General features: G+C 68.2%; 14 protein-coding genes. 10 read left to right on the top strand and 4 right to left on the bottom strand.

Going from position 1 to position 20,537, the window contains the following annotated elements; genetic code table 11:
- Nucleotides 1-124: 124 nt before the first annotated feature.
- Entirely contained in the window at nucleotides 125-754 is a 630-nt protein-coding gene (locus tag ACLJOU_RS41185; protein ID WP_410574710.1) for a TetR/AcrR family transcriptional regulator, read from the bottom strand.
- Between the two features lie 1,032 nt (nucleotides 755-1,786).
- On the opposite strand from ACLJOU_RS41185, the gene ACLJOU_RS41190 reads away from it, so the two are divergent.
- The 3 genes from ACLJOU_RS41190 to ACLJOU_RS41200 all read left to right on the top strand — a co-directional run bounded on the left by ACLJOU_RS41190 (nucleotide 1,787) and on the right by ACLJOU_RS41200 (nucleotide 6,506).
- Nucleotides 1,787-4,564, top strand: a complete 2,778-nt coding sequence (locus tag ACLJOU_RS41190; protein WP_410574711.1) for a ricin-type beta-trefoil lectin domain protein — start codon at nucleotides 1,787-1,789, stop codon at nucleotides 4,562-4,564.
- Between the two features lie 179 nt (nucleotides 4,565-4,743).
- The gene (locus tag ACLJOU_RS41195) at nucleotides 4,744-5,862 is read left to right on the top strand and encodes a ricin-type beta-trefoil lectin domain protein (protein WP_410574712.1); all 1,119 of its coding nucleotides are present in this window, start codon (nucleotides 4,744-4,746) and stop codon (nucleotides 5,860-5,862) included.
- 239 nt (nucleotides 5,863-6,101) lie between these two features.
- On the top strand, nucleotides 6,102-6,506 hold the full coding sequence (locus tag ACLJOU_RS41200; RefSeq protein WP_410574713.1) for an SDR family oxidoreductase: 405 nt from the start codon (nucleotides 6,102-6,104) through the stop codon (nucleotides 6,504-6,506).
- 93 nt (nucleotides 6,507-6,599) lie between these two features.
- On the opposite strand, the gene ACLJOU_RS41205 is transcribed toward ACLJOU_RS41200, so the two are convergent.
- The gene (locus ACLJOU_RS41205) at nucleotides 6,600-6,740 is read right to left on the bottom strand and encodes a hypothetical protein (protein ID WP_410574714.1); all 141 of its coding nucleotides are present in this window, start codon (nucleotides 6,738-6,740) and stop codon (nucleotides 6,600-6,602) included.
- A gap of 186 nt (nucleotides 6,741-6,926) precedes the next feature.
- Between ACLJOU_RS41205 and ACLJOU_RS41210 the strand changes: the two genes are divergently transcribed.
- Both ACLJOU_RS41210 and ACLJOU_RS41215 read left to right on the top strand, forming a co-directional pair.
- The gene (locus tag ACLJOU_RS41210; protein ID WP_410574715.1) at nucleotides 6,927-7,373 is read left to right on the top strand and encodes a hypothetical protein; all 447 of its coding nucleotides are present in this window, start codon (nucleotides 6,927-6,929) and stop codon (nucleotides 7,371-7,373) included.
- Between the two features lie 355 nt (nucleotides 7,374-7,728).
- Entirely contained in the window at nucleotides 7,729-8,325 is a 597-nt protein-coding gene (locus ACLJOU_RS41215) for a dienelactone hydrolase family protein (protein WP_410574716.1), read from the top strand.
- Between the two features lie 284 nt (nucleotides 8,326-8,609).
- Here the strand turns inward: ACLJOU_RS41215 and ACLJOU_RS41220 are convergent, their stop codons facing one another.
- A complete protein-coding gene (locus ACLJOU_RS41220; RefSeq protein ID WP_410574717.1) occupies nucleotides 8,610-10,214 on the bottom strand; it encodes a beta-1,3-glucanase family protein in 1,605 nt (534 codons plus the stop codon).
- Nucleotides 10,215-10,595: 381 nt separating this feature from the next.
- On the bottom strand, nucleotides 10,596-11,120 hold the full coding sequence (locus ACLJOU_RS41225) for a GntR family transcriptional regulator (protein ID WP_410574718.1): 525 nt from the start codon (nucleotides 11,118-11,120) through the stop codon (nucleotides 10,596-10,598).
- Nucleotides 11,121-11,766: 646 nt separating this feature from the next.
- Here ACLJOU_RS41225 and ACLJOU_RS41230 point away from each other — a divergent pair.
- From ACLJOU_RS41230 to ACLJOU_RS41250, 5 genes are all read left to right on the top strand, one after another.
- Nucleotides 11,767-14,145: a ricin-type beta-trefoil lectin domain protein gene (locus ACLJOU_RS41230; protein ID WP_410574719.1), complete on the top strand. Its 2,379-nt coding sequence runs from the start codon at nucleotides 11,767-11,769 to the stop codon at nucleotides 14,143-14,145.
- 316 nt (nucleotides 14,146-14,461) lie between these two features.
- Nucleotides 14,462-15,454, top strand: coding sequence for a ricin-type beta-trefoil lectin domain protein (locus ACLJOU_RS41235; RefSeq protein WP_410574720.1), 993 nt, complete (start codon nucleotides 14,462-14,464; stop codon nucleotides 15,452-15,454).
- An 85-nt stretch (nucleotides 15,455-15,539) separates the two neighbouring features.
- On the top strand, nucleotides 15,540-16,982 hold the full coding sequence (locus tag ACLJOU_RS41240; RefSeq protein WP_410574721.1) for a glycoside hydrolase family 76 protein: 1,443 nt from the start codon (nucleotides 15,540-15,542) through the stop codon (nucleotides 16,980-16,982).
- Nucleotides 16,983-17,143: 161 nt separating this feature from the next.
- The gene (locus ACLJOU_RS41245) at nucleotides 17,144-18,415 is read left to right on the top strand and encodes a PucR family transcriptional regulator (protein ID WP_410574722.1); all 1,272 of its coding nucleotides are present in this window, start codon (nucleotides 17,144-17,146) and stop codon (nucleotides 18,413-18,415) included.
- 79 nt (nucleotides 18,416-18,494) lie between these two features.
- Nucleotides 18,495-20,504 (top strand): fatty acid desaturase, encoded by a 2,010-nt coding sequence (locus ACLJOU_RS41250; protein WP_410574723.1) that lies wholly within the window; start codon nucleotides 18,495-18,497, stop codon nucleotides 20,502-20,504.
- Nucleotides 20,505-20,537 lie beyond the last annotated feature (33 nt).

The following is a 20,537-nucleotide window of genomic DNA, read 5'->3' on the forward strand; positions in this document are numbered from 1 at the left end:
CTTCAACCGGCTCAAGCAATTCCGTGACCTGGCCACCCGCTACGCCAAACGCGCCGCCTACTACCAGGCCGAACTGACCATCGCCGCCATCGTGCTCTGGCTCCGATGACTTACAGGACAGCTCCTAGGCGAGCGGAGCCAGCAGAGAGCGGGCGAGCTGGGTGAGGTGTTCGGCCAGCTCATCCGGGGAGTCGGTCATGCCGCGGCCCAGCCAGTCGATGACGACTTCGCTCACGCCCGCGACGAGTGCCAGCAGGGTCCGTTCGAACCGGATCCGGTCGCGTTGCCGGCCTACCGCGCGGCGGATCAGGCGTCCGAAGACTTCGGCGTCCTCGCGCAGCAGTCCGCGCCGTCGCAGTTCCATGCGCGGCGCGTTGATGTAGATGACCCGAGCTCGCCTCGGGTGGTCGTGCAGCAGGGTGACCAGGGCTTGCATCATCGGCCGCAGCAGCTGGTCGAGGTCGTCGGATCGTGCCGGAGCCGCAGCGGAGACACCGGCCAGCAGCCAGTCGTTCTGTTCCCGGTGGACGGTGATCAGCAGGTCCGCGCGGTCGGCGAAGTGCTCGTAGAAGTAGCGTTTCGCCACCTTCGCCTTCGCGCAGACTTCGGCCACCGTCACGTCGTCATAGCTTCGCGAAGCGAACAGTTCCAGTGCCGCCTCCGTGATCCGGCTGCGCCGGTCGGCGGTGCGCTCCTGTCGTGACTGCCCGGCGTAGGTCTCGCCGCGCTCAGCCTTCCCCGCGCGCTCGCCCATGTGCCCGTCCTCACGCCGAACCGAAGGCCAACCTTAGCGCCTGCCCGCGGCGCGGACGGCCACAATATGGAACGTAGACGTTCCAGACTCTTGTGCTACGGCGACCCCTACCTCATACTGCTGTTTCGAGTTCACTGATGAGCGCGCCTCGGAGACGACATGGCCCCGATGACCGTCGGCAGACCGTTCCGGCTCCACCATCGACGGAGCCAACCCGGGCCGGGCCAGTGCTCCCAGGGCTGTTCACAGCGGATTCGCTCGATCCTCAAGCCTGCCGATTCGGCGGCATGAATATTTCACTACGATCACCGGAGCGTGATCGCCGCTGACTCGCGGCCACCTCTTTCGATAACCACTGACCGAGCTTTTTCTGGTCGGCCCGAATGCGACTCGCATCCTCTTCGCCGCAACGCGTAATTCGATAGTCGCGGATTGCTACATTTATTCGCGCAACAGCGCCTTTGGCGTGGTTCACCCATCCACTGTGTCGAGGGCTGCATTCGCAGGGTGTATCACCACGCGCCCAAACCAGGCCTGGTCAGCCAAGTCGGTGCCACCGGGAGACCACGTTCGCTCGGACCAGGGCGTCCAGACTCAGGGAAGCCCCGAGTCAGGCGACGAAGCGACGACTGCCGCAGCCTGTTGCATCCGTAAATGAGACCAATGACAGGACAGCATTACGGCACGATCTTGACTTTCCGGCAGCGCCGTACTGTGCTGTTTATCACGGACGTTCGACAACGCCGGTCGTACCAGCCGTCGGAACGCCCGTGCACCACCGGCGCAGAAGCCGGGTGCATCCGATGGACTCTTTACCGCTGGCCCTAAGGGACATCCGACTCATCTCACCGCGTCGTTGTCCGGAACTGCGGCCTTTCGATCTTGGAGGCGCAATGGCAACCGGACCCCGATCCCGACCTGCAACGGGTCGTTGGCCCAGTCGGTCCGGCGGCGCCAACCGTCAGTGGACCCTGCCGTCGTCCTGAGCATCCTTCCGGCCCCTCCCCGATGAAGTCCCGAAGGAGATCTTCCATGCGTCCGCAACGCCGCGGCTCCACGCTCCGCCGGCTCCGCTTTCTGCTCCTGTCCGCCCTGCTCGCCACCGCGACCCTGGTGGTGACCGCCGCGCCCGCCGGGGCGGCCACCACGATCGCCGTCAACGGCGGCAGCACCGGCCGCACCTTCGACGGCGTCGGCGCAATCAGCGGCGGCGGCGGCAACTCCCGCCTGCTGATCGACTACCCACCCGCCCAACGAGCACAGATCCTCGACTACCTGTTCAAACCCGGCTACGGCGCCGCCGTGCAGCTGCTGAAACTGGAGATCGGCGGGGACGCGAACTCCACCGACGGCTCCGAACCGAGCCACCAGCACGTGCGTGGTGACATCAACTGCAACGCCGGCTACGAATTCTGGCTCGGTGAACAGGCCGTCGCCCGCAATCCCGGTATCAAGCTGGTGGCGCTGCCCTGGGCCGCGCCGGGCTGGATCGGCGGCGGGAACTTCTGGTCCCAGGACATGATCGACTACGACATCTCCTGGCTCGACTGCGCCAAGCAGCACGGCCTGACCATCAGCTACCTCGGCGGCTGGAACGAACGCGGCCACGACAAGACCTGGTACAAGAACCTGCGCGCGACACTGAACTCCCGCGGCTACGGTTCCGTGCAGATCGTCGGCGACGACAGCGGCTGGAACACCGCCGACGACATGCTCGCCGATCCCGCCTTCAACAACGCGGTCGGCGTCGTCGGCTCGCACTACCCGTGCGGCTACCTCTCCGACGCGACCAACTGCTCCTCGACCGCGAACGCCGTCGCCACCGGCAAACCGCTGTGGGCCAGCGAATTCGGCTCCCAGGACTTCAACACCGGCTCGGCCGCCTACATCCGCACCATCACCCGCGGCTACCTCGACGGCCAAATGACCGGCTTCATGAACTGGCCGCTCATCGCCGCGCTGTACTCGAACCTGCCCTACAACACCGTCGGGCTGGCGACCGCGAACACGCCGTGGTCCGGCGCCTACCAGCTCGGGAAGAACCTGTGGGCCAACGCGCAGGTGGCCCAGTTCACCCAGCCCGGCTGGAAGTTCCTCACCGGCTCGGCCAGCGGATACCTCGGCGGCAACCGGGCCAACGGCAGCTACATCTCCCTGAAATCCACCAACGGCACCGACTACTCGACGATCTACGAAACCACCAGCGCCACGGCCGCCCAAACCGTGAACGTCACCGCATCGGGCGGGCTCAACAGCGGCACCGTCCACGTCTGGTCCACCGACCTCGGGTCGGCGAACCCCGCCGACTACTTCGTGAAGCAGGCCGACATCACCCCGGCCTCGGGGACGTATTCCCTGACCCTGCAGCCGAACCGGATCTACACGGTCACCACGACCACCGGCCAGGGCAAGGGCACCGCGACCAGTCCCCCGGCCGGAAACCTGGGTCTGCCCTACTCGGACAACTTCGACGGCTACAGCTCCCGCAGCGCCGCGAAGTACTTCTCCGACATGCAGGGCTCGTTCGAGGTCCGCCCGTGCGCGGCCGGGCGCGGAGGGCAGTGCCTGCAGCAGGTCGCCCCCGTCCGGCCGATCAACTGGCAGGACGACAGCGACGCCTTCACCCTCGTCGGCGATCCACAGTGGAGCAACTACACCGTCAGCACCGATGTCGACATGCAGCAGGCCGGCGCCGTCACCCTGCTCGGCCGGGCCAACACCCAGAACCGGCCGCAGAGCCACCAGGCCGCCTACCAGCTGCGGATCGCCGACACCGGCGCGTGGTCCATCGCGAAGAACAGCAGCGGCGGTGTCCTCACCACCCTCGCCTCCGGCTCTCACGCGGCGCTGGGCCTCAACACCTGGCACAACGTCAAGCTCGGCTTCAGCGGCAACCGGATCACCGCCAGCCTCGACGGTGCCACGCTCGGCACCGTCACCGACACGGCGTTCACTACCGGGCTCGTCGGCGTCGGGGTTGTCGGCTACCAGACGAATCTGTTCGACAACTTCAGCGTCGCCCCGACCGCCGGCGGCAACTTCGGCGGCATCCTCAAGGGTCAGGAGTCGGGGCTGTGCGCCGACGTTCCTGCGGCGAGCCAGGCCAACGGCACCGCCGTCGCGCTCTGGGACTGCACCGGCGGCGCCAACCAGAGCTGGACCGCGACACCCGTCAAGCAGCTGACGGTCTACGGCACCAAGTGCCTCGACGCTCGCGGCGGCACCGCCGACGGAACGCCGGTCCAGATCTACGACTGCACCAACACTGCTGCCCAGCAGTGGATGGTCAACGCCGACGGCTCGGTCGTCAACACCGGGTCGGGCAAGTGCCTCGACGCGACCGGGCACGGCACGGTCAACGGGACGGCTCTGGTTCTGTGGGGTTGCAACGGCGGCGCGAACCAGAAGTGGGCCCGCGCCGACACCCCCGGCATCCTCAAAGCCCAGGAGTCGGGCAAGTGCGCCGACGTCCCCGCGGCGAACCAGGCCAACGGCACCATTCCGGCGCTGTGGGACTGCAACAACGGCAACAACCAGGCCTGGACGTCGACCACGACCAACCAGCTCAAGGTGTTCGACACCAAGTGTCTCGAGACCGCCGGCGGCGGCACCGCCGACGGGACCACGGTCCAGATCTACGACTGCACCGGAGCCGCCACCCAGCAGTGGCGCGTCCAGGCCAGTGGCGCGGTCGTCAACGTCGGATCCGGCAAGTGCCTGGACGTGACCGGCCACGGCACCGCCAACGGCACCCCGTTCGTCATCTGGACGTGCAACGGGGCGGCCAACCAGAAGTGGTCGCGTAGCTAGCGACCACGTTCGCCCCGCCACGGCGGGAACGGCGCAGCGCCGTTCCCGCCGTGATACCCGCGTGGTCCACCACCTGGGGCACCCAGGTGGAGATCTGGAGCTGCACCGGAGCCACCGACCAGCAATGGGGACTGTCCGCCGGAGGAATTTCCCGCCCACCGCGAGCACGAGGATGGAAGATGAACGGGTTCAAAGCCGCCTGCGTCACGATCACGGCACTCGCGTGCGCCGCCGCCCTGCCGGCGACGGCCGATGCGGCGAGCAGACCTGCCGCCGCCGCGGCAGCAGCAGCCACACTGCGGGTGCTGCCCCCGGGGGACTCGATCACCTGGGGAATCGGCAGCAGCACGGGCAGCGGCTACCGGGCGTTCCTCTTCGACCGGTTGCGAGCCGAAGGGCACGCTGTCGACATGGTCGGCAGCGGCCGCAACGGCACCATGGCCGATCCCGACAACGAAGGCCACTCCGGCTGGCGCATCGACCAGATCGCCGGCATCGCCGACTACACCCTCGCCCGGTACCGGCCCAACGTCGTCACCCTGGAGATCGGCACCAACGACCTCGGGCAGCAGTACCAGGTGCCCACGGCGCCGGACCGGCTGCACGCCCTGATCGACCAGATCACCCGCGACGCCCCCGACGCGACCGTCCTGGTCGGCTCGCTGGTCGTCTCCACCAGCTCCACCGAAGAACCTCTGCGCGGGCCCTTCAACGCCGCCATCCCCGGCATCGTCCAACAGGAACAGGCCGCGGGCCGGCACGTCCGCTACGTCGACATGAGCGCGCTGACCTCTGCCGACCTGGCCGATGCGTTGCACCCCAACGACAACGGCTACCGCAAGATGGCCGACGCGTTCAACGCCGGTATCCAGGCGGCCGACAGCGCCGGATGGATCCAGCCGCCGGGCACGTCCGGCCGCCCGGTGCGGTCAGACATCGCGGGGAAATGCCTGGACGTCAACGGCGGCAGCAGCGCCAACGGCACCACCGCGCAGATCTGGGGCTGCAACGCCACCACCGCCCAGCTCTGGAGCAACTTCCCCGACGGAACCATACAGGCCTTGGGCAAGTGCCTCGACGCCACCGGATACGGCACCGCGAACGGAACCCCGGTGGCGATCTGGGACTGCCACGGAGGCTCCAACCAGCAGTGGCAGCCCTACAACGGCGGCTACCGCAACCCCGCGTCAGGCCGATGCCTTGACGACCCGGCCTCCTCCGCCGTCGACGGCACCCAGCTCGTCCTGTGGGACTGCAACGGTGGCCCGAACCAGAAGTGGACCGCCGACGCCGCCTGAACCGCCCGAGCAGATCGGTGTACTCCTGAAGGTCGTGAAGAGCCTCGCGACGGGGTGCGCGGTGGCGTTGGTCGCCGCCAGGAATGGCTGCATGACCGAGGCGTCCGCGACGCTGCCGCCTCGAAAGCCCAGATCGAAGCCATCCCAGCCGTCTCGGCGGTGACGCTCGCCGAGATCTGCGCGGGGATCGATGCCTCGGCGACGGCTGCTCTCCCCGGCAAGGACGTGACTTCACCCGAATGAGGTCGTTCGTGGTCACCAAGGCCGTGCTGCCCGCCATGACCGAGCAGCGCTGGGGCCGGCTGATCTACCTCGGCACCGACCTGAGCCGCCAGCCGCGCGCGGGCATGATCGCGCTGGACGCGGCCAAGGCCGCGCTCACCCAGTTCGCCCGCTACCTCGCTCAGGAACTCGGGCCCCAGGGCATCACCGTCAACGTCGTCGAACCCGGCCCGGTGGCCGAAACCAAGATCTCCCACGTGCTCGACGACGAGCAGAAGCGCCGGCAGGTGGCCGCCACCCCGCTGGGCCGGCTGGCCGTCCCGGCCGACGTGGCCCAGGTGGTCGCCTTCTACGCCGGCGAGGACAACGCCTTCATGACCGGCACCACCGCCGCGGTCAACGGCGGCCTGGCGATGTACTGAGGGAGGACGCCCCATGCCCACCATCGATTTGGCCTACGTCGGACGAGGCCTGCACGAGGAACTCGTCGCCTTCATCGCCGACCAGGAGAGCTTCTACGCCGAGGAGAACGCGCGCGTCGCGCTGCACGACGGCTGCGCCTGGGACATCGAGCGGCTGCGCCACGGCGCGACCATCGGGCTCGGCCGCGCGCTGGTGTTGCGGCTGACCGACGGCACCCCGTGGGCCGCGCTCACCGTCAACACCGACCGTCCACTGTTCTGGTTCCTCGCCCGGTCCGGCACCTCCCTGGCCGACCTGGCCGGCAAGCGCCTGGCCGTGCACGCCCCGCCGGGCTGCTTCGCCGGATCGTGTTGCGCCAGGCCGGTCTCGACCCGGACCGGGACGTCCGGTGCGTCGTGCGACAGTCCGGTGACTACAGCATGGATCTACGCCGCTTGCGGTCCGGTGAGATCGACGCCGCCTACGTCGGCAGCACCATGGCCCCGGAAGCGGTCGCCGCCGAACACGGCTGGCGAGTGCTGGCCTGGGTCGGCGACCACTTCCGGATCCCCACCGTGGGCGTGGCCGTCGACCCCACGTACGTCTCGCCGGACGACCCCGCGGTGCACGCCCATCGCCGCGCCCTCCAGGTGATCCGCGACGATCCCGGCACCACGGTGCGGCACCTGCGGACGTTCCTCGGTGGGTACACCGACAGCGAGGCCCGCACCCACTACGACAGGTTCATCGCACCGTACTTCACCACCGACGGCCAAGCCGATCTCGCCGCCGGGGCCACCGGGATCGCCGCGGTCGCGGCCGAACTCGGCGTGCCGGAACCCGTTTCCGCAGCGGAGTTCCACGGTCCTGCAACCGTCGCCCTCTGAAAGCCGGGCAACATCCCTGACATCCGACCGCTACGCTTCCAGCGATGAATACCGGGACGGCATTGCGCCACACAAGGATTGGTGACCCGGTGCTCTTCTGAGCGCCGCGTGGGCCGGCAGGGGCCCGCTGTTCGTTCGAGGATCCCGCGCTGTCGCGCGGGCTCCGCCTCCGTCGTGTCGATCACGGGCTTGACACATCGACCACGACAGGAGACTCCATGCTCACCAAGACACTGCGGATCCCCACCGCGGACGGCGAGGCCGACGCCTTCGCCGCCTTCCCCGGCCACGGCGGGCAGCACCCGGGGGTGCTGATGTACGCGGATGGGTTCGGCATCCGTCCCGCGCTGCGGAGATGGCCCACGAACTGGCCGCGCACGGGTTCTACGTGCTCGTTCCCAACCTCTTCTGCCGGAACGGCCCGGCGCCGGTGATCGACCTTCCCGAGCACATCGGGGAAGAAGCCCGGCCCGCGGTTTTCGCCCAGCTGACGCCCTTGATCGAGGCGCACACCACCGAACGCGTCCTGCGGGACGCCGACGCCTACCTCCGGTTCCTCCCCACCCGGCCCGAGGTCGGCGCCGGACCGGTCGCGGTGACCGGCTACTGCATCGGCGGCCTCCTGGCGACGCGCACCGCCGCAGCCCATCCCGGCCGGGTGGCCGCCCTCGCCGGCTTCCACGACCCAGTGGGCGCCGCCGGGTCCGACAATTTGCACCGGCTCACGGCCCAGGTCCACTTCGGCCACGCCGAAACCGACCTGACACCAGCGGCCCTCGGCGAGCTCAACCAGACCCTGGACGCCGCGGGTGTCGACTACACCTCCGAGATCTACCCCGGTACCGTGCACGGCTTCACGATGTCCGACACCGACGCCTTCGACCCCGCCGCCCTGCAGCTTCATTGGGACCGCCTGCTGCCTCTACTTCGCGGCGCCCTGGCCGGCGACTGAGGATCCGGCCGAAACTCCAGGATGCCGCTCGTCGGGTTCGGGCCGTTCGGTCGACTGTGTCCAGTCGTGCTCGTAACGCATTTCGGCGGGTGGTGTCACGGGGCTTGGCCGGTCATGCCGACAGCAATTTCGGCCGCGCCCGGGCGAGGAGGCACCTCCCTGCGTTCAGGCGGTGGGGTGCCCCATCCACCCACCGGTCGGGGCGATCCGAACCGGCCGAGCCAGGGCTGTTGGGCCAGCTGGACCGGTGTGGTGTCGGGTGACCGCACCGGTCCAGCTCGGGTTCAGCCTTGGTGCCACTTCTGGTTGGCGCTGCCGGCGCAGTCCCACAGCTGCAGAGCGGCGCCGTCGTTACCGTTCCAGTCCTTGATGTCGACGCACTTATTGGCCTGCGGGTTGACGAGGTCACCGGCGGCGGACAAGACGAACTGCTGGGCCGGGTTGCCACTGCACGTGGCGATCTGGATGACCGCCCCATTCGCTGTGGAGCCCCAGGCGACGTCCATGCACTTGTCGTTCTGCGTGCGCAGCGTCCCGCCGGTGAACGTCCAGTCCTGGGCGATCGTGTTGTTGCAGCCGTAGGTCTGCAGCGGGACGCCGTCGGCGAAGTTCTGGCTCGGCACGTCGATGCACTTGCCGTTCCAGTCGCTGATGACCCGGTTCCCCGAGGCCGGCGGCGGAGTTGTGCCGCCCCCGCCGGTGAAGCTGTTCAGCGTGATGCCCGCGGCCCGGGGGCTGCCGTCGTTGACCAGGGACTCGAAGTTGCCGACGTCATCGAAGGCGAACGCGTAGGCCTTGCCGTCGGCCATGTTCGCATGGATCAGCTTCGCGTACTGGTTGGTCGGGCTGTTCTTGTAGAAGTCACCGGCGTTGGTGCTCGGCTGGGTGTCGATCGTGCCCAGGGTGCCGCGGTTGAGCGCGGCGCACAGGGTGCGGGAGATCGGGCCGACGACCTGATCATTCGGGGCGGCCAGCGCGCCGTCACAACCCCAGACGTTGGCCGAGCTCGGCTTGGCGAACGACGCCACCTGCTGCCCGGCGCCATTGGTGAAGTTCATGACGTTGCCCGACGTCCGGCCGAAGTACTTGGTGTTCGGCTGGTCCCCGAACGGCACGACGGTCAGCGTCTTGCCGGAGTAGGCGTTCCAGGCGGAGGTGATGTACGGGTCGAGGTAGGTGGGGCTGAGCTGGCCCGCGTCGGCCGCCTTGCCCGGCGCCAGCACGCGCAGGACCGTGCCGTCCGAGCGGGTGTAGACCGAACCGCCCCAGCCGGACTGGGCCTTGATGCCGTTGATGACGTTGTCCCGGCCGCCCGCGACCGGGGTGCCGGTCGACCTCACGGCGCCGGAGCCGGTCGTGACGCTCACGGTGTGCGGGATGGCGAACATGTCCACCTGGGAGCTGTTCAGCCACAGGCCCGCGTCATTGTAGGTGAACTCGCTCCAGTCGAAGAGGGTGTCACGGTTCGAGTCGCCACCGGCCCAAGGCGCCGGTTGGACCAGGCCGTCCGGGGTGAGGAAGAAGTTCAGGCGCCGGCCGAGGGAGAAGTAGACGCGCCCGGAGATGCCGCGGGGCACCTGGATCGTCGTGGTGCCGCCGTTGCCGGGGCCGGCAATGGAGACGTCGGGCGCCGGGGTGGGGGGATTCCCGCCTCCACTCCACGGGGTGAAGGCGCCGCCAGCGTTGACGTAGCCGAGCCGGCCGGTGCTCAGGTTGACGCCGAGCACGTACAGGTAGACCGCGTCGGCGCGGCCGGAGCTGTTGGTGAGCGACAGAGGCAGAAGGGCGGGCCCGGCGGCGGAGGCGGGCGTGGCGCCGCCCCACAGGGCTGTGGACGCCACCGCCGCGAGCGCGGCGATGATCGCGGTCAGCTTTCTTCGAGTTTGCATCGAGGACTCCTTTGTCCGAGGTGAGGTGCTCCGAACGGAATACTCGGAGGCGGAACGCGACAACCTCGCCAGCGCGCACCATCGCATGGGGCCGGGGATACTGGGGCAATCGGAGTGCTGAACTCGCCTCACGGTCCGACGATCGCCGGAGAGCACTGATCGACAGTAGATCGGCGCCTCTCACCCGGTCAATGGTCTAGACGAATATGTGGGCCGCGCGGGCAGTGGCGTTGCCCGCGCGGCCCCGACGGTGCAAGCAAATCGCGGACGCCGTGCCAGCCGGGTCCGGCGGTCAGAACAAGTTACGCGCCATCACTTAGTACAGCACTACGCGACGTCGAGAGACCCGTCGACGTCAGCACTCCGACGTCGCCAGATAGCTCACGGCGTCGGCTCCGTCGTCGGGTCACCGAGCATCGTGAGGCTGGTATCCATCAGGATCCGGCGGGTTCGACGGAGGTGGGCCTCGAAGCGGGCTACGGCTTCGTCGGCGTCGTGGGCCAGCGCCGCGTCGACCAACTCCTGGTGCTCGCCGGCGACGTCACGGTGCTGCTGCGGGGGGCCAACCCCTGACCAGGCGCGGTACGGCTCGGCGGCGCCGGAAAGCCGCGCGCAGATGTTCAGCAGCAGCGCGTTGTCGCACGCTCGGATCAGTGCGTGGTGAAACTCGAGGTGGGCCTGGGACCATTCTTCGTTGCGTCGCGTCGGTTCCGAGGGTAGGAACATCGGCTGCTCGGCGAGCCGATGGTGGGCTGCGAGCACCTCAGACTCCCACGTGACACCACCGCGCTGTACTGACAGGCGCAGCGCGGTGCCTTCGATGGCGATGCGGGCATCGGTGAGGTCCGCCAGTGCAGGCAGCGACAGCGGCGTGCACCGGAACCCGCGGTTGCGGTTGATCTGCACCAGGTCCTCCGTGACAGCGTCCCTACCCAACGGCCGTAGGAGCCGATGTTCGATCCGGGGTTGAGGTAGGAAGTCGTCGATGAACTGATCACCGAGGCGGTCAAATCGAGCAGGCTCCACCGGCGTTTCGGATCGGGCCTGAGCGGCTGCGATCGGCGTTGTCGCGTGGAAGGACCATGGTGATGCGACTCCTTGTGCTCCGCGAGGGGAGAGTGGCAGGGGGAACCGACATTAAAGAACCGATGTTGTATCTTGACGCTTCTTGGACCCCGTCGTCAACACACCGCAGGGAAACCCGGCCCGCTGATCACGACTTCCGCACCCGTCCCCGCTTCGAGACAAGGGCACACGGGGCAGCCACGCGAGCCGCCGCACCACTCTGCTCGGTGGATTGCCCCTTGTAGACCCCGACTTCAGGTACGCAGGCCACCGGCCATGCTGCGACGAACGCTACCCCGGTGCATGGGTTGCTGAAACGGCAACCCACTGGACCAGATCCTGTCGTGTTGTGGAAAGTTGTCCATTGATGAGGGCTTGACAGTGAAACGAACACAACCGCACACTTGGCTCATCTTCCCGGCGGTGCATGGTCGCTCCTCTGGTCGAGCGGACCTTCTGCCGTCTTCTCACGGCGAAGGATGGTTCTATGCGTCGCATAGCACGACTTGTCCTCGTACTGGTGTTGCTCGCCGCGTCGGTCGTGGTCAGTGCCGGTGCGGCTGAGGCCGCCACTACGTCCATCTCGGTGAACGGCACCCAGGGCGGCCGGACCTTCGACGGGATCGGCGCGATCAGTGGCGGTGGCGGCAATTCGCGGCTGCTGGCCGACTATCCGGCCGCGCAGCAGTCGCAGATCCTGGACTACCTGTTCAAACCCGGTTACGGCGCGAACCTGCAGTTGCTGAAGCTGGAGATCGGCGGCGACGCCAACTCCACCGACGGCTCCGAGCCGTCCATCGAGCACGCCCGGGGTCAGATCAACTGCAACGCCGGCTACGAGTTCTGGCTGGCCGAGCAGGCGAAGGCGCGCAACCCGAACATCGGCTTGTACGGCCTAGCCTGGACCGCCCCGGGCTGGATCAACGGCGGATTCTGGTCCACCGACACCATCAACTACCTGATCTCCTGGCTGGGTTGCGCCAAGCAGCACGGCCTGACCGTCAAGTACCTCGGCGGCTGGAACGAGCGCGGCCACGACGTGAACTGGTACATCCAGCTGCGGTCGGCGCTGAACAACGCCGGCTACAGCGGTGTCCAGATCGTCGGCGACGACTCGGGCTGGAGCGTCGCGGACGACATGGCGAAAAACGCCGCGTTCAACAACGCGGTGTCGATTGTCGGTGTGCACTACTCCTGCAACGGCGGCGATGGCGGTGACGCGACTTCCTGCCAGAGCACCCAGACCGGCAGGAATCTCGGAAAGCCCCTGTGGGACAGCGAGAACGGCTCTCAGGACATGAACACCGGCGCTCCCGCACTGATCCGGGCGATCACCCGCGGCTACGTCGACGCGAAGATGACCAGCTTCTTCAACTGGCCGCTGATCGCCGCGGTCTACCCGAACCTGCCGTTCAGCACTGTCGGCCTGGCCACCGCCGGATCGCCGTGGTCGGGTAACTACACCATCGGAACCAGCACTTGGGCCACGGCGCAGGTCACCCAGTTCACCCAGCCCGGCTGGAAGTTCATCGACTCCGCCTCCGGATACCTGGGCGGCGCGGAGTCCAACGGCACCTACGTCACGGTCAAGTCCAACACCGGCTCCGACTACTCCACGATCCTGGAAACCACGACAGCCACCTCCGCGCAGACCGCCAACTTCCACGTCCAGGGCGGACTGTCCACCGGACCCGTCCACGTCTGGGCCACCAACGTCAACTCCCCCAGCGCGGCCTCATCCTTCGTCCACACCCAGGACATCACCCCGTCGGGCGGCTCCTACTCCCTGACGATGCAGCCGGGTTATGTCTACACCGTGACCACCACCACCGTTCAGGGCAAGGGAACCGCGACGGCACCCGCCGCCCACGCGCTCGCCCTGCCCTACAGCGACAACTTCGACGCCGACCGCAGCGGCACCGAAGCGAAGTACCTGTCGGACATGCAGGGCTCCTTCGAGGTCCAGCCCTGCACTGGTCGCTCCGGGCAGTGCGTCCAGCAGATGGCACCGGTCAAGCCGATCGAATGGCAGGACGACTCGGACTCCTACTCGCTGATCGGCGACACCCGCTGGTCGAACTACACCGTCGGCTCCGACGTCCTGCTGCGCGGCGCCGGAACGACCGAGCTGATCGGCCGCGCCAACACCCAACTGCGTCCGCAGTCGCACATGAACGCCTACTACCTGCGGATCCGCGACACCGGGCAGTGGTGGATCGAGAAGATGTACACCGACGGCTCCAACCACACCCTGGCCACCGGCACCACCACCGCCTTGGGCACCGGCCAGTGGCACAACCTCGCCTTCACCTTCCAAGGTTCGACCATCAGCGCGAAGGTGGACGGCAGGCAGATCGGCTCGGTCACCGACACCTCCTTCCAGTCCGGGCAGGCCGGGCTGGGCATCCAGGGGTACCGCACCGACCAGTTCGACAACCTGGCCATCACACCGGGTTCCGGCGATACGGGCGGCACCGTGACCGGGCCGATCCCCTCCGGCCTCGACACCGCGAAGTGCCTCGACGACTACACCGCCTCCACCACCGCCGGCGCCGTCGTCGACATTTGGGACTGCAACGGCTCGCCCGCCCAGCAGTGGACCGTGGGCAACAGTTCGGTCACCACGAACGGCCTGTGCCTGGACGTCGTCGGCAACGCCACCGCCAACGGCTCGGCGGTGGACCTGTGGACCTGCAACGGCGGCGGAAACCAGCACTGGACCGTCAGCAACGGGACCCTGGTCAATCCCGCTTCAGGGCGCTGCCTCGACATCCCCAACCTGGCCACCGCCAACGGGACCGCGCTGGACATCTGGGACTGCAACGGCGGCGCCAACCAGAAGTGGGTCTTCCCCACCGCATCGTGAAGCAGGCCGGCCCGGTCACCGGTGCCCAGCTGGCAACCGCTGCGGCCGACCTGCCCGGCAAGGCGGATGGCCGGCGCAGACACACGCCCCGCCGGCCCCACCCGCACGGCCATCCGTGGTGGCCGGGCCTTAGCACCTCGCCGATCCCCCTCCCCCGCAAGGAGAAACGATGATGTTTCAAACGGCAGGTTCAGCAGCCTTGTTGGCGGCCGCGCTGAGCGTGGGCGTCGTCCAGTCGGAGGCCGCCGCGGCCGGCAGGTCCCACTCCCCTGCCGACCAAGTCCAGACCGCGGCTGCGGCCGCTTCGTTGCGGGTTATGCCGCTGGGCGACTCGATCACCTGGGGTGTGGGCAGCAGTACCGGTAACAGCTACCGCGGCGACCTGGCCACCCAACTGGCCGCCGAGGGCCACGCGCTGGACTTCGTCGGCACCCAGCGCAACGGCACCATGCCGGACCCGGACAACGAGGGTCACTCCGGCTGGCGGATCGACCAGATCGCCGGCATCGCCGACTCCGTCCTGGCCCAGTACCGGCCGAACGTCGTGACCGTGGAAATCGGCACCAACGATCTGAACCAGAACTACCAGGTGGCCACCGCCCCCGACCGGCTGCACGCGCTGATCAACCGGATCACCAACGCCGCACCCGACGCGACCGTGCTGGTCGGCACGGTGATCGTGTCCACCAGCCCCACCGAAGAGTCCAACCGGCCCGCGTTCAACCGGGCGGTCCCCGGCATCGTGCAGACCGAGCAGGCCGCCGGCAAGCACGTCCGGCTGGTCGACATGAGCGCGCTGACGGCCGGCGACCTGTCCGACTCGCTCCACCCCAACGACAGCGGGTACCGGAAGATGGCCGACGCCTTCAACGCCGGCATCCAGGCCGCCGACGCGGCCGGCTGGATCAAGGCGCCCGTGCCGACCGACGGCGTCGGCCCTGTGCGCTCCGGCATCAGCGGCAAGTGCCTCGATGTCAACGGCGGCAGCACCGCCAACGGCACCGCGGCGCAGATATGGACCTGCAACAACACCAGCGCGCAAGCCTGGACCGCGCCCACCGACGGCACCCTGCGGGCGCTCGGCAAGTGTCTCGACGTGACCGGCGCCGCGACCGCGAACGGCAGCAAGGTCGCGGTCTGGGATTGCAACGGCGGCAGCAACCAAAAGTGGCAACCGTACAACCGCGGCTACCGCAACCCGGCTTCCGGGCGCTGCCTCGACGACCCCGCTTCCTCCACCACCGACGGCACCCAGCTGGTGATCTGGGACTGCAACGGCGGCGCCAACCAGCAGTGGTCCGCACCCTGATCCATCAGCGACCCGGCCGCCGGATCGCGGCGCCGTATCCCCTCGACGTCCACCCGCCACAACGACGACCAGCAAGAAGGAAACCATGATTCCCCCAGACCCGCCGAAACGATGGTCAACGTGGGCAGCAGCCGCCCTGCTCAGCCTGGCGCTGCTGATTCCCTTCTCCGCCAACGCAAAAGCCGCACCGAGCCCGGCGGCCCAGAGCATCTCGGTACTCATGCAGTCCTACAATTCGAACACCGGACGCATCGGCAGCGACTGGTGGACCTCCGCGGTGTCGCTGAGCACCGTGATGACCTACCGCCAGGCCACCGGCGACACCCAGTACGACTACGCCATCGCCGGTGCCTACGCCAAGAACAGCAACTTCACCAACGACTACATCGACGACACCGGCTGGTGGAGCCTGGTCTGGCTCCAAGCCTACGACGTCACCGGCAACAGCAGCTACCTCACCATGGCCAAGACCACGGCCAACTACATGCACAACTACTGGGACAACCAGTGCGGTGGCGGCGTGTACTGGAGCACGGCCAAGACCTACAAAGCCGCCATCGCCAACGAACTGTTCCTCGCCGTCACCGCCGGTCTGCACAACCGCATCCCCGGCGACACCACCTACCTCGGCTGGGCCAATCAAGAGTGGAACTGGTTCACCCACTCCGGACTCGTCAGCGGCAACCTCGTCCGCGACGGGCTCGACGCCTCCGGCTGCGGGTTCCACACCGCGAACTACACCTACAACCAGGGCGTCATCCTCCAAGGACTCGTCGAACTGAACCGCGCCACCGGGGACAGCTCACTGCCGAACACGGCGAAGTCCATCGCCACTGCTGCGACCCAGCGCTTCACCAAGGGCGGGGTCCTCTATGAAGGCTGCGAACCCAACTGCTCCGGCGACGGTCAGGCCTTCAAAGGCATCTTCGCCCGCTACCTGCGCTCCCTCGCCAACGCCACCGGAACCACCCAGTACGACTCCTTCCTGACCACCACCGCCGACTCCATCCTCGCCAACGACACCAACAGCGCCGGCCAGCAAGGCAACTCCTTCGTCGGCCCCTTCGCCCTGTGGTCACCCACCACCCAGGCCAGCGCCGCCGCAACTCTCGTCGCCGCCAAAGCCACCACCACGACCGGCACTACCGGCGTCCTCCGTGGACAGGGGTCCGGCCGATGCGCCGACGTGCTTGGCGCCACCCAGACCAACGGCACCCGAATCGCACTGTGGGACTGCAACGGCGGTGCCAACCAGATCTGGACCGCCACACCGTCGGCGCAGCTGACCGTCTACAGCACCAAATGCCTCGACGTCAACGGCGCCGGCACGGCCGACGGCACCGCGGTGCAGATCTGGGACTGCACCAACGGCGGCAACCAGCAGTGGACGGTCAGAGCCGACGGCACAGTGGTCAACACCTCCTCCGGCAAGTGCCTGGACGCCACCGCCAACGGCACCACCAACGGCACTCCCCTGCAGATTTGGACCTGCAACGGCGGCGCCAATCAGAAGTGGGCCAGGACCTGATCCAGGCTCTTCAGGAAAGGCGACCGACCTCACGGCGCGCGCGGCCATCGCGACGGTGTTCGCGTGCTTGGATGCCGCGTCGACGACGTGGATCGCATGCGACGGCCGGGGCGAGGTCATGGACCTGCGCTGTTCCGGCTGCCGCTCGATAGCATCTGGGCATGGGTGCGATCCCGGGGCAGACGGCGGACCTTCCCGAGCCGGTGCTCACCGAGCTCCGCCGCACCACCGCCGAGGTGCTGGCGCACGTGTCGTCGTACGCCGACGACATGCTCGACTACATCGTGCAGCGCATACCCGAAGCGGGCGCTGACGCCGACCTTCGTGGTCTGACGCTCGGGTCGTGCTCGTCGAACCTCGAGGCGGCCCTGTCGATGGTGCGGCACGGCATCGACGTATCCGCCGCGTCGGCACCGGTCACCGCTCTCGAGCATGCGCGCGCCATGGCGGCCTGTGGATACAGCGTCGACATGATGCTGCGTTTCTACCGGATCGGCCACGCCTACTTCACCGAGCGCATAGTGGCCGGGATCACCGGCTTCGTGCCCGACCCGGCGCTCGCTCTCGCCGTGGTCGCCACCATGGAGCGCTTCGCCTTCGCCTACGTCGACCGGATCTCCAGCGAGGTCGCCGCGGAGTACGTCGCCGAGCTCGACCGGAGGCAGAACCAGGCGCGCGCGGCCCGGACTGACGCGGTCCGCGGACTGATAGCCGGCGAACGGGTGGATCTCCGGCGGGCCGAACGCACCTTGTCCCACCGGCTCACCGGGTGGCAGACCGCCTTCATCTGCTGGACCGACCACGACGACGTGGATCTCGTGCACCTCGCGGGAACGATCGGCGCGCACTTCGGCTCGCGCCATCCTCTGCTCGTCCCGGACGGCGCCCGGACGCTGTGGGGATGGGTGGCCACGACCCGGGCTGCGGACGTATCGTCACCGGCCCTTAGCCCGCTGACCGGACGAATCCCGGAGCTGGTCCGGGTTTCGATCGGGGTGCCGGCCGAAGGACCGGGCGGGTTCCGGGACTCCCACGCCCAGGCTCAGCGGGGCCGCCGGATCGCCGAACTCTCCGGCAGGAGTATGCCGGTGACGTCGTACGCCGACGTGGCTCTCGCGGATGTGATGAGCCGCGACCTGGACCTGGCGCGCTCCTTCGTCGCGAGCGAACTGGGCGCGCTGGCGGCCGAGGGACGCCGGGAGCAGGAGGAGCGCCGAGCGCTGCTGGCAGTGCTCGACGCACAGGGTGGCCTGGCAGCTGCGGCCGAGGAACTGGGCGTGCACCGCAACACCGTGCTGCAGCGGATGCGCCGGGCCGAGGATCGCCGGGGCCGTCCGGCCACTGAGCGTGTCGTCGAGCTGCACGCGGCGTTGTACCTCGTCCACGTGCTCGGCGCTGCGGTGCTGACGTCCCCAGGACTCGACCGGATCTGAGCACTCATGTGCTGCGCGCACATTGTCGTGGGCTCAGCACCTCTGGTACGGCCGCAGCAGAGCGCCATACGGTCCTCGCATGTCAGCGCCTACAGACGGAGCCGGCCCCGCAGCCTTCCACCACGCACTCCCCGACCCGGGCGAGCGGGTTCCCGCGATCTCGTGGCCCATCGTCGCCATCTTCACCAGCTCCATCGCGGTCTTCGTGCTGACCACCTGGGCTGCGGTGACCGGCGTGCTCGCCGCCCCAGCCACCGTCGTCCTCAACGCGGCCGCGATCTTCGTGCTGTTCACCGTGCTCCACGATGCGGCGCACTACTCGATCAGCACCCACCGATGGGTCAATGTCGCGTTCGGCCGGGTCGCCATGCTCTTCGTCTCGCCGCTGATCTCCTTCAAGTCGTTCGCGTTCATCCACATCGAGCACCACCGCAACACCAACGATGACGAGAACGACCCCGACCACTTCGTCAGCGGCGCCCCGACCTGGCAGCTGCCGGTCCGGTTCGCGCTGATGGACGTGCCGTACCTCGGCTTCCTGATGCGCAACGTGCGGCGCCGGCCCCGGGCGGAGCTGCTCGAGACTGCGTTCCTGCTGGTGACGAGCGTTTCCGTGATCGTCGCGTGCGCGCTCACCGGGCACCCGTGGACGCTGGCGGTGCTCTACCTGATCCCCGAACGGATCGCCATGTTCGTCCTCGCGTGGTGGTTCGACTGGTTGCCGCACCACGACCTCGAGGACACCCAGCAGGAGAACCGCTACCGCGCCACCCGCAACCGCGTCGGCTCCGAATGGGTCCTGACACCCTTGCTCCTCTCGCAGAACTACCACCTCGTCCACCACCTCCACCCCTCGATCCCGTTCCACCGGTACGTCGCGGCCTGGCGGCGCAACGAGGAGGCCTACCTCGAGCGCGATGCGGCGATCGGCACCGTTTTCGGCCGGCAGCTCGCCGCCGAGGAATACCGCGAGTGGAAGAGGCTCAACGGCAGGCTGGCCCACCTCCTGCCGGTGCGGGTACCGAAGCGATCCTCCGCCGCCCACTCGGTGTTCCACGAGGTCCCGGTGGCGAGCGTCGAGCAGTTGACGAGCGACAGTGTGCTCATCCACTTCGGCGTGCCGGAGGACCTGCGCGACCAGTTCTCCTTCGAGCCCGGGCAACATCTCGCGGTCCGCACCGACCTCGGCGGCAAGGGGGTACGGCGCACCTACTCCATCTGCTCCTCGGCGACCTCCGACACGCTGGCCATCGCGGTCAGGCACATCCCGGGCGGAGCGTTCTCCACGTTCGCGGTGGAGCAGCTTCGAGCCGGTGACACCCTCGAGCTGATGACGCCGACCGGTTCGTTCGGCACTCCACTCGACCCGCTCACCGCGAAGAGCTACGTCGCGATCGCGGCCGGCAGCGGCATCACTCCGGTGCTCTCGATCCTGCAAACGACACTCGCCGTCGAGACCGACAGCCGCTTCACCCTGATCTACGGCAACCGCAACGCGGAGAGCACCATGTTCCGGGCGCAGCTCGACCACCTCGAGGCGCGCTACGCCGACCGGCTCCGGATCGTGCACGTCCGCTCCCAGGATCCCCGGCACCCCGTGGCGCTCCGCGGCCGCGTCGACCGGACGAAACTCGCGCGATGGCTCGCTGCGGACACGGCCCCCGACACCGTCGACGAATGGTTCCTCTGCGGCCCGATCGAGATGGTCACCGACCTGCGCGACGTCCTCGTCGAGCACGGCGTCGACGCGGACCGGATCCACGTCGAGCTCTTCAACGGCCATCAGAGGCGCAGCGCCGCCGGCGCCTTCGCCCCGGCAACGGTGACGGTCCGCTTATCGGGGCGGCGGCAGGCGGTATCGCTCGCTGCTGGCGACACCGTCCTCGAGTCGGCGTTGAAGGCCGGTCTGGACGCACCGTACGCCTGCCTCGGCGGCGCCTGCGGGACCTGCAAGGCCCAGATCTTGTCGGGCTCCGTCGCGATGGAGCAGAACTTCGCCCTGTCCGAAACCGACTTGAGGTCCGGCTACGTCCTCACCTGCCAGTCCCACCCGACGACGCCGTCAGTCTCGATCGACTACGACACCTGAGGCCGTCACGCGGACACCGGACGCAAGGTCCGA

Origin of the sequence: Amycolatopsis sp. cmx-4-61 (assembly GCF_046548775.1) — a bacterium.
GTDB lineage: Bacteria > Actinomycetota > Actinomycetes > Mycobacteriales > Pseudonocardiaceae > Amycolatopsis.

What these genes read in the sequence shown, in the direction of transcription:
- ACLJOU_RS41185 (WP_410574710.1), bottom strand. Translation starts at nt 754, where the DNA reads ATGGGCGAGCGCGCGGGGAAGGCTGAGCGCGGCGAGACCTACGCCGGG.
- ACLJOU_RS41190 (WP_410574711.1), top strand. Translation starts at nt 1,787, where the DNA reads ATGCGTCCGCAACGCCGCGGCTCCACGCTCCGCCGGCTCCGCTTTCTG.
- ACLJOU_RS41195 (WP_410574712.1), top strand. Translation starts at nt 4,744, where the DNA reads ATGAACGGGTTCAAAGCCGCCTGCGTCACGATCACGGCACTCGCGTGC.
- ACLJOU_RS41200 (WP_410574713.1), top strand. Translation starts at nt 6,102, where the DNA reads ATGAGGTCGTTCGTGGTCACCAAGGCCGTGCTGCCCGCCATGACCGAG.
- ACLJOU_RS41210 (WP_410574715.1), top strand. Translation starts at nt 6,927, where the DNA reads ATGGATCTACGCCGCTTGCGGTCCGGTGAGATCGACGCCGCCTACGTC.
- ACLJOU_RS41215 (WP_410574716.1), top strand. Translation starts at nt 7,729, where the DNA reads ATGGCCCACGAACTGGCCGCGCACGGGTTCTACGTGCTCGTTCCCAAC.
- ACLJOU_RS41220 (WP_410574717.1), bottom strand. Translation starts at nt 10,214, where the DNA reads ATGCAAACTCGAAGAAAGCTGACCGCGATCATCGCCGCGCTCGCGGCG.
- ACLJOU_RS41230 (WP_410574719.1), top strand. Translation starts at nt 11,767, where the DNA reads ATGCGTCGCATAGCACGACTTGTCCTCGTACTGGTGTTGCTCGCCGCG.
- ACLJOU_RS41235 (WP_410574720.1), top strand. Translation starts at nt 14,462, where the DNA reads ATGCCGCTGGGCGACTCGATCACCTGGGGTGTGGGCAGCAGTACCGGT.
- ACLJOU_RS41240 (WP_410574721.1), top strand. Translation starts at nt 15,540, where the DNA reads ATGATTCCCCCAGACCCGCCGAAACGATGGTCAACGTGGGCAGCAGCC.
- ACLJOU_RS41245 (WP_410574722.1), top strand. Translation starts at nt 17,144, where the DNA reads ATGGGTGCGATCCCGGGGCAGACGGCGGACCTTCCCGAGCCGGTGCTC.
- ACLJOU_RS41250 (WP_410574723.1), top strand. Translation starts at nt 18,495, where the DNA reads ATGTCAGCGCCTACAGACGGAGCCGGCCCCGCAGCCTTCCACCACGCA.